This is a genomic window from Ramlibacter sp. (genome assembly GCF_036383835.1).
In the GTDB taxonomy this organism is placed as follows: Bacteria; Pseudomonadota; Gammaproteobacteria; order Burkholderiales; family Burkholderiaceae_C; genus Ramlibacter.
On sequence record NZ_DASVNN010000058.1, the window covers coordinates 1 to 7,522 of the forward strand.

The following is a 7,522-nucleotide window of genomic DNA, read 5'->3' on the forward strand; positions in this document are numbered from 1 at the left end:
TCACCGCCACGCTGGAGAAGCTGCGTGCCGCCGGCGTGCGCGTGCTGCAGCATGCCGGTGGCCACGACGGGCCGGGCAGCATGAAGTCGCAGTTCAAGCGGGCCGACGCGAGCGGCGCCCGCCATGCGCTGGTCTTCGGCCCGGACGAAGTGGCCCAGGGTCAGGTGACCGTCAAGGCCCTGCGCGACGGCGGCGGCGCCCAGGAGCTGCGGCCCCTGGAAACCGCTTCCGACTGGGCTTCCACCCTGCTCGGGTAAGCAAAACTACAATACCCGGCTTCACCCGGGCACATATGGCAAGACATCTCGACCTAGAAGAACAGGAACAGCTCGACGAGCTGAAGCATTTCTGGAACCAGTGGGGCAACCTGATCACCTGGTTCCTGATCGGCGTGTTCGGTGCTTTCGCCGCCTGGAACGGCTGGAACTACTGGCAGCGCACCGAGGCGATCAAGGCGTCCGCGCTGTACGACGAGGTCGAGCGTGCCGCCACCGCGGGTGACGCGGGACGGGTCGACCAGGCGGTCAAGGACCTGCAGGACAAGTACGGCCGCACCGCCTATGCGCAGCAGGGCAGCCTGCTGGCCGCGCGCTTCTTCACCGAGCAGGCCAAGCCGGACCAGGCCACGGCGGCGCTGAAGTGGGCCGCCGAGGAGGCGAAGGACGAAGGCCTGCAGGCCGTCGCCCGCCTGCGGCTCGCCTCGGTGCTGGTCGAAGGCAAGGCCTACGACGACGCGCTGAAGCAGCTGGGGGCCATGCCCAAGGAATTCGAGGCGCTGGCGGCGGACCGCCGCGGCGACATCTTCAAGCTGCAGGGCAAGAAGGAAGAGGCCAAGGCCGAATACCTCAAGGCCTGGAAAGGTTTCGAGGCCGGCACCGAGTACCGCGGCCTGGTGGAAGTGAAGCTCACGGCGCTGGGCGTGGACGTGCAGGCGCTGAAGGCGCCCGCGGAAAGCGCCAAGTCATGAGCGGCGCCATTCCTTCGCGCGCTCTGCGCGCGCTCTCTGCTGCCGGTGCGCTGGCGCTGCTGGCCGCCTGCTCCAACCTGCCGCCTTCCTTCCCGATCATCGGCGCGCGCGCCGAGAAGCCGAAGGCCGCCGAACTGCAGCCCAATCCCAACCTGATCGCCGTGCGCCAGGCCTGGACGGGCCGCATCGGCGCGGTCGACTTCCCGCTGGTGGTCACCGTAGCGGGCAACGCGGTGGCGCTGGGTTCCAGCGACGGCACGGTGGCCGGCTTCGATGCCGCCACGGGCCGGGAGCAATGGCGCGGCAGCGCCGGCGCGCCGCTGGCCGCCGGCGTCGGTTTCGACGGCAGCACCGCCGCCGTCGTGACGCGCAATAACGACCTGGTCGCTTTCGCGAGCGGCCGCGAAGTGTGGCGGCAGAAGCTGCCGGCGCTGACGTACACCGCGCCGCTGGTGGCCGGGGCCCGCGTGTTCGTGCTGGGCGGCGACCGCACCGTGACCGCCTTCGACGGCGGCACCGGCCGCCGCCTGTGGTCGCAGACGCGCACCGGCGACCCGCTGGTGCTGCGCCAGGCCGGCGTGATGCTGGCCGTGGGCGACACGCTGGTGGTCGGCCTTGCCGGCCGCCTGGTCGGCATGAACCCGCTCAGCGGTACGGTGCGCTGGGAAGCGCCGATCGCCACCGCGCGCGGCATCAACGACATCGAGCGCCTGGTGGACCTCGTCGGGCGCGTGAGCCGCGTCGGCGACTCCGTGTGCGCCCGTGCCTTCCAGGCCGCGATCGGCTGCGTGGACACCGCGCGCGGCCAGGTCACGTGGACGCAGCGCGCCAGCGGCGACGAAGGCGTGCACGGCGACGGCTCCAACGTGTTCGGCACCGAGAGCGACGGCCGCGTGGTCTCCTGGCGGCGCGACAACGGCCAGCGCGCCTGGACCAACGAGCGCCTGCTGCATCGCGGCGCCGGCACGCCGCTGCTCCTGGGCCGCTCGGTCATCGTGGGCGACGATTTCGGCTTCGTGCACCTCCTCAATCGCGAGGACGGCACGCTCCTGAACCGCCTGGCCACCGACGGCTCCGCGATCGCGGCCGCTCCGGTCGCCGCGGGCAACAGCCTGGTCGTGGTGACGCGCAACGGCGGCGTGTTCGCCTTCGTCCCGCAATAAAAAGAAGAAGAGGGAAGCATGAAGCCGGTGATGGCCCTGGTGGGCCGCCCCAACGTCGGCAAGTCGACGCTGTTCAACCGGCTGACGAAGTCGCGCGACGCCATCGTCGCCGACTTCGCGGGCCTCACGCGCGACCGCCACTACGGCAACGCGAAGCAGGGCCGCTACGAGTTCATCGTGATCGACACCGGCGGCTTCGAGCCGACGGCGGAGAGCGGCATCTACAAGGAGATGGCCAAGCAGACGAAGCAGGCCGTCGCCGAGGCGGATGTCGTCGTCTTCGTGGTCGATGCCCGCGCCGGCCTGTCCGCGCAGGACCACGACATCGCCAACTACCTGCGCAAGCTGGGCAAGCCCACCGTGCTGGCGGCCAACAAGGCCGAGGGCATGCTGGAAGGCGCGCAGCTGGCCGAGTTCTACGAGCTGGGCCTGGGCGAGATCCACGGCGTGTCCGCGGCGCACGGGCAGGGCATCCGCAGCCTGGTGGACGCCGCCTTCGAACCGCTCGGCCTGCCCGAGGAGGACGAGGCCGACGACGGGCAGCAGAGCGGGATCGTCAAGCTGGCCGTCGCGGGCCGGCCCAACGTCGGCAAGTCCACCCTGATCAATGCCTGGCTGGGCGAGGAGCGCCTGGTGGCCTTCGACCTGCCGGGCACCACGCGCGACGCGATCTCGGTGCCGTTCGAGCGCAGCGGCCAGAAGTTCGAGCTGATCGACACCGCCGGCCTGCGCCGCAAGGGCAAGGTGTTCGAGGCGATCGAGAAGTTCTCGGTGGTGAAGACGCTGCAGGCGATCGAGTCCGCCAACGTCGTGCTGCTGCTGCTGGACGCCACCCAGGGCGTGACCGACCAGGACGCCCACATCGCCGGCTACATCCTGGAAAGCGGCCGCTCGGTGGTGCTGGCCGTCAACAAGTGGGACGCGGTGGACGAGTACCAGCGCGACGTGGTGCGCCGCCAGGTCGAGCAGCGTCTCGTCTTCCTCAAGTTCGCCGAGCTGCACTTCATCTCGGCGGCGAAGCGCCAGGGCCTGGGGCCCGTGTGGAACTCGATCACGCAGGCCTACAAGTCGGCCATGATGAAGATGTCCACGCCCGTGCTCACCCGCCTGGTGCTCGAGGCGGTGCAGTTCCAGTCGCCCAAGCGCGCCGGGATGTTCCGTCCCAAGCTGCGTTACGCGCACCAGGGCGGCATGAACCCGCCGGTGATCGTGGTCCACGGCAACTCGCTGGAGCACGTCACGGACGCCTACAAGCGCTTCCTGGAAGGACGCTTCCGCAAGGAATTCAACCTGGTCGGCACGCCGCTGCGCGTCGAGATGCGCACGTCGACGAACCCCTACGCCGACAAGGAATAGGCCAGCTCGACGCTGGTCGGTCTTGTTTTCCTTCCAAACGGCTGCAACTGGGCAGCGACACAGCACCCGACCCGGCGCGTTGCTGTGGTAATGTGCAACTTCCAACAACGCCGGAACACGGAGAATATCGTGAGCAACAAAGGGCAGCTACTACAAGACCCCTTCCTGAACACCCTGAGGCGCGAGCACGTGCCGGTGTCCATCTACCTCGTCAACGGGATCAAGCTGCAGGGGCAGATCGAATCCTTCGACCAGTACGTCGTCCTCCTGCGGAACACCGTGACGCAGATGGTCTACAAGCACGCGATCTCCACCATCGTCCCCGGCCGCGCGGTGAACTTCTCCGCCGCCGAACCGGGCGAGGGCGCCGCCAGCTGATCCCGACGCGCACCCCGGCCCGCAACGACGGGCCCCTCCCATAGCCCCATTGACTGCCACGCCTGACCGCCCGGCCGCTTCCACCATCCTGGTGGGAGTGGATCTGGGCCTTCCCCATTTCGACGCCGAACTCGAGGAGCTGGGCCAGCTGGCCCAGTCCGCGGGCATGGAACCGGTCGCGCGGGTGACCTGCAAGCGCAAGGCGCCCGACGCGGCGCTGTTCGTGGGCAGCGGCAAGGCCGACCAGATCAAGCAGCTCGCCGAGGAAACCGGCGCCAGCGAGATCCTGTTCGACCAGTCCCTGAGCCCGGCGCAGCAGCGCAACCTGGAGCGGCACATGGGCCTGCCGGTCAACGACCGGACCCTGCTGATCCTGGAGATCTTCGCCCAGCGCGCCCGCAGCCACGAAGGCAAGCTGCAGGTGGAACTGGCCCGCCTGCAGTACCTCAGCACGCGGCTGGTGCGGCGCTGGTCGCACCTGGAACGCCAGACCGGCGGCGCCGGCGTGCGCGGCGGCCCGGGCGAGAAGCAGATCGAGCTGGACCGGCGCATGATCGACGACTCGATCAAGCGCACGCGCGAGCGGCTCGTGAAGGTGAAGAAGCAGCGCGCGACGCAGCGCCGCCAGCGCGAGCGCCGCGACACCTTCACCATCTCGCTGGTGGGCTACACCAACGCCGGCAAGTCGACCCTGTTCAACGCGCTGGTGAAAGCCCGCGCCTATGCCGCCAACCAGCTGTTCGCCACGCTGGACACCACCACGCGCCAGCTGTACCTGCAGGACGAGCAGGGCACCAGCGGCGGCGTCGGCCGTTCGGTGTCGCTGTCCGATACGGTGGGCTTCATCCGCGACCTGCCGCACGGCCTGATCGACGCTTTCCAGGCCACGCTGCAGGAAGCGGCCGATGCCGACCTGCTGCTGCACGTGGTGGACGCGGCCAACCCGCACTTCCCCGAGCAGATCGAGGAGGTGCAGCGCGTGCTGCACGAGATCGGCGCGGCGGACGTGCCGCAGCTGGTGGTGTTCAACAAGATCGACGCGCTGGAGCCGGCGCAACGCCCGCTGCAGCCGGTCGACCGCTTCGAGGTCGAGGGCGTGCAGGTGCCGCGCGTGTTCCTGAGCAGCCGCACGGGCGAGGGCCTGGCCGCGCTGCGGCAGGAACTGGTGCGCATCGTGGCGGCCGCCCAGCCGCCGGCGGAGGCCGCGCAGCCAACCTCATCCTGAGGCCCGGCCATTTGGGCACAATGCGGCTGCCGACAACAAGAGTATCCAAAGAATGAACCTTTTCTTCCGCAGCCTGACCTTTGCCGGGCTGAGAGGCCGCATCCGGGGCATGTTCAACCTGAACGACCCCCGCTGGGGCCGCGGCGAAGACAAGAACGAAGGACAGCGCTCCGAAGGCAACAAGGGCCCCAACCAGGGCCCGCCGGACCTCGACGAGCTGTGGCGCGACTTCAACCGCAAGCTGGGCGGCCTGTTCGGTGGCCGCCGCGGCGGCGGCAACGGCGGCTTCGGCGGCGGCGGCAACGGCAACTTCCAGCCCGACATGAAGAGCGCGGGCGTCGGTGCCGGCCTGATCGCCATCGTGGTGGTGATCATCTGGATGGGCACCGGCATCTTCATCGTGCAGGAAGGCCAGCAGGCCGTGATCACGCGCTTCGGCCGCTACAGCGCCACCGTCGGCGCCGGCTTCAACTGGCGCCTGCCGTACCCGATCGAGCGCCATGAAGTCGTCTACGTGACGCAGATCCGCTCGGTGGACGTCGGCCGCGACAACGTGATCCGCGCCACCGGCCTGAAGGAATCGGCGATGCTGACCGAGGACGAGAACATCGTCGAGATCAAGTTCGCCGTGCAGTACCGCCTGAACAACGCGCGCGACTGGCTGTTCAACAGCAAGAACCCGCAGGAGGCGGTGGTGCAGGCCGCCGAGACCTCGGTGCGCGAGGTGGTCGGCAAGATGCGCATGGATTCGGCGCTGGCCGAGGAGCGCGACCAGATCGCGCCGCGCGTGCGCGCGCTGATGCAGGCGATCCTGGACCGCTACCAGATCGGCGTGGAAGTGGTCGGCATCAACCTGCAGCAGGGCGGCGTGCGCCCGCCCGAGCAGGTGCAGGCCGCCTTCGACGACGTGCTGCGCGCCGGCCAGGAGCGCGAGCGCGCCAAGAACGAGGCGCAGGCCTATGCCAACGACGTGATCCCGCGCTCCACCGGCGCCGCCTCGCGCCTGACGCAGGAAGCCGAGGCCTACAAGGCGCGCATCGTTGCGCGGGCGCAGGGCGACGGGCAGCGCTTCAAGTCGCTGCTGGCCGAGTACCAGCGCGCGCCGCAGGTCACGCGCGACCGCCTGTACCTGGACAGCATGCAGGAGATCTACTCCAGCGTCACCAAGGTGATGGTGGAGTCGCGCCAGGGCGGCAACATGCTGTTCCTGCCGCTGGACAAGATCCTGCAGCAGGTGGCCGCCGGCGGCGCCGCCGCCACCGCGCCGCAGGACCACACCGCGCCGGCCGCTCCCGCGACGACCGCGCCTTCGTCCTCGTCTTCCACCTCCGCCGACCCCCGCACACGGGACAACGCGCGCACCCGCGAAAGGGAGAGCCGCTAAATGATGCCCCCACGCTCCTCACTACGTGTAGTCGCTGCCCCCCGAGGGGTCCTCAGCCTCCTTGAGGCGGCTCGGCGGAGGCTGAAATGAACCGCATCGGATTCATCGTCACCTCGCTGCTGGTCTTGCTGGCGCTCCTGAGTTCCATGCTGTTCGTGGTGGACCAGCGCCAGTTCGGCGTGGTCTACGCGCTCGGCCAGGTGAAGGAAGTCATCAGCGAGCCCGGCCTGAAATTCAAGCTGCCGCCGCCGCTGCAGAACGTGAGCTACATCGACAAGCGCCTGCTGACGCTCGACTCGGTGGACACCGAGCCGATGCTCACCGCGGAAAAGCAGCGCGTGGTGATCGACTGGTACGTGCGCTGGCGCATCAGCGACCCGCTCGCCTACATCCGCAACGTGGGCCTCGACGAGACGGCCGGCGCCCAACAGCTCAATCGCGTGGTGCGCAACGCCTTCCAGGAAGAGATCAACCGCCGCACGGTGCGCGAGCTGCTGTCGGTGCGCCGCGAACAGCTGATGCAGGACGTCAAGCGCGAGGTGCAGGAGGTGGTGAAGGGCGCCAAGCCCTGGGGCATCGACGTGATCGACGTGCGCATCACGCGCGCCGACTACGTGGAGGCGATCACCGAATCGGTCTACCGCCGCATGGAAGCCGAACGCAAACGCGTGGCCAACGAGCTGCGCTCCACCGGCGGCGCCGAGGGCGAGAAGATCCGCGCCGATGCCGACCGCCAGCGCGAGATCACGGTGGCCAACGCCTACCGCGACGCGCAGAAGGTCAAGGGCGAGGGCGACGCGCAGGCCGCCGCCGTCTACGCCGAGGCCTTCGGCCGCGATCCGCAGTTCGCGCAGTTCTACCGCAGCCTGGAAGCCTACAAGGCGAGCTTCAACAAGAAGAGCGACGTGCTGGTGGTCGACCCCGCCAGCGTCGAATTCTTCCGCGCCTATCGCGGCGGCCTTTCCGGCGGCGGCGCGGCTGCGGGGGCGGCCGCGGGCGCGGGCCCGCGCCGCTAGGTCTTGAGCGGCGACTCCCTCTGGGCGGCGCTG

General features: G+C 69.3%; 8 protein-coding genes. All 8 read left to right on the top strand.

Annotated features, from left to right (window positions below):
• Window positions 1-257: His/Gly/Thr/Pro-type tRNA ligase C-terminal domain-containing protein (locus VF522_RS09480; RefSeq protein ID WP_330908003.1), on the top strand; the 257-nt coding region annotated here is incomplete at its 5' end.
• A gap of 35 nt (window positions 258-292) precedes the next feature.
• On the top strand, window positions 293-967 hold the full coding sequence (locus VF522_RS09485) for a tetratricopeptide repeat protein (RefSeq protein WP_330908004.1): 675 nt from the start codon (window positions 293-295) through the stop codon (window positions 965-967).
• Window positions 964-2,130, top strand: a complete 1,167-nt coding sequence (bamB, locus tag VF522_RS09490) for an outer membrane protein assembly factor BamB (RefSeq protein ID WP_330908005.1) — start codon at window positions 964-966, stop codon at window positions 2,128-2,130. The genes VF522_RS09485 and bamB overlap by 4 nt, the downstream gene beginning before the upstream one ends.
• An 18-nt stretch (window positions 2,131-2,148) precedes the next feature.
• Entirely contained in the window at window positions 2,149-3,486 is a 1,338-nt protein-coding gene (der, locus tag VF522_RS09495; RefSeq protein WP_330908006.1) for a ribosome biogenesis GTPase Der, read from the top strand.
• A 129-nt stretch (window positions 3,487-3,615) separates the two neighbouring features.
• Entirely contained in the window at window positions 3,616-3,864 is a 249-nt protein-coding gene (hfq, locus tag VF522_RS09500) for an RNA chaperone Hfq (RefSeq protein WP_414709481.1), read from the top strand.
• Between the two features lie 40 nt (window positions 3,865-3,904).
• Window positions 3,905-5,089, top strand: a complete 1,185-nt coding sequence (hflX, locus tag VF522_RS09505) for a GTPase HflX (protein ID WP_414709483.1) — start codon at window positions 3,905-3,907, stop codon at window positions 5,087-5,089.
• 52 nt (window positions 5,090-5,141) lie between these two features.
• Window positions 5,142-6,473 (top strand): FtsH protease activity modulator HflK, encoded by a 1,332-nt coding sequence (hflK, locus tag VF522_RS09510; RefSeq protein ID WP_330908009.1) that lies wholly within the window; start codon window positions 5,142-5,144, stop codon window positions 6,471-6,473.
• Window positions 6,474-6,559: 86 nt separating this feature from the next.
• Window positions 6,560-7,489 carry a protease modulator HflC gene (locus VF522_RS09515; RefSeq protein ID WP_330908010.1) on the top strand — a complete coding sequence of 310 codons (930 nt, stop codon included), beginning with the start codon at window positions 6,560-6,562 and terminating at the stop codon, window positions 7,487-7,489.
• Window positions 7,490-7,522: the final 33 nt, after the last annotated feature.

Excerpts from the sequence above, each read along its gene's own strand:
- VF522_RS09485 (WP_330908004.1), top strand. The coding sequence starts at position 293 with ATGGCAAGACATCTCGACCTAGAAGAACAGGAACAGCTCGACGAGCTG.
- bamB (WP_330908005.1), top strand. The coding sequence starts at position 964 with ATGAGCGGCGCCATTCCTTCGCGCGCTCTGCGCGCGCTCTCTGCTGCC.
- der (WP_330908006.1), top strand. The coding sequence starts at position 2,149 with ATGAAGCCGGTGATGGCCCTGGTGGGCCGCCCCAACGTCGGCAAGTCG.
- hflK (WP_330908009.1), top strand. The coding sequence starts at position 5,142 with ATGAACCTTTTCTTCCGCAGCCTGACCTTTGCCGGGCTGAGAGGCCGC.
- VF522_RS09515 (WP_330908010.1), top strand. The coding sequence starts at position 6,560 with ATGAACCGCATCGGATTCATCGTCACCTCGCTGCTGGTCTTGCTGGCG.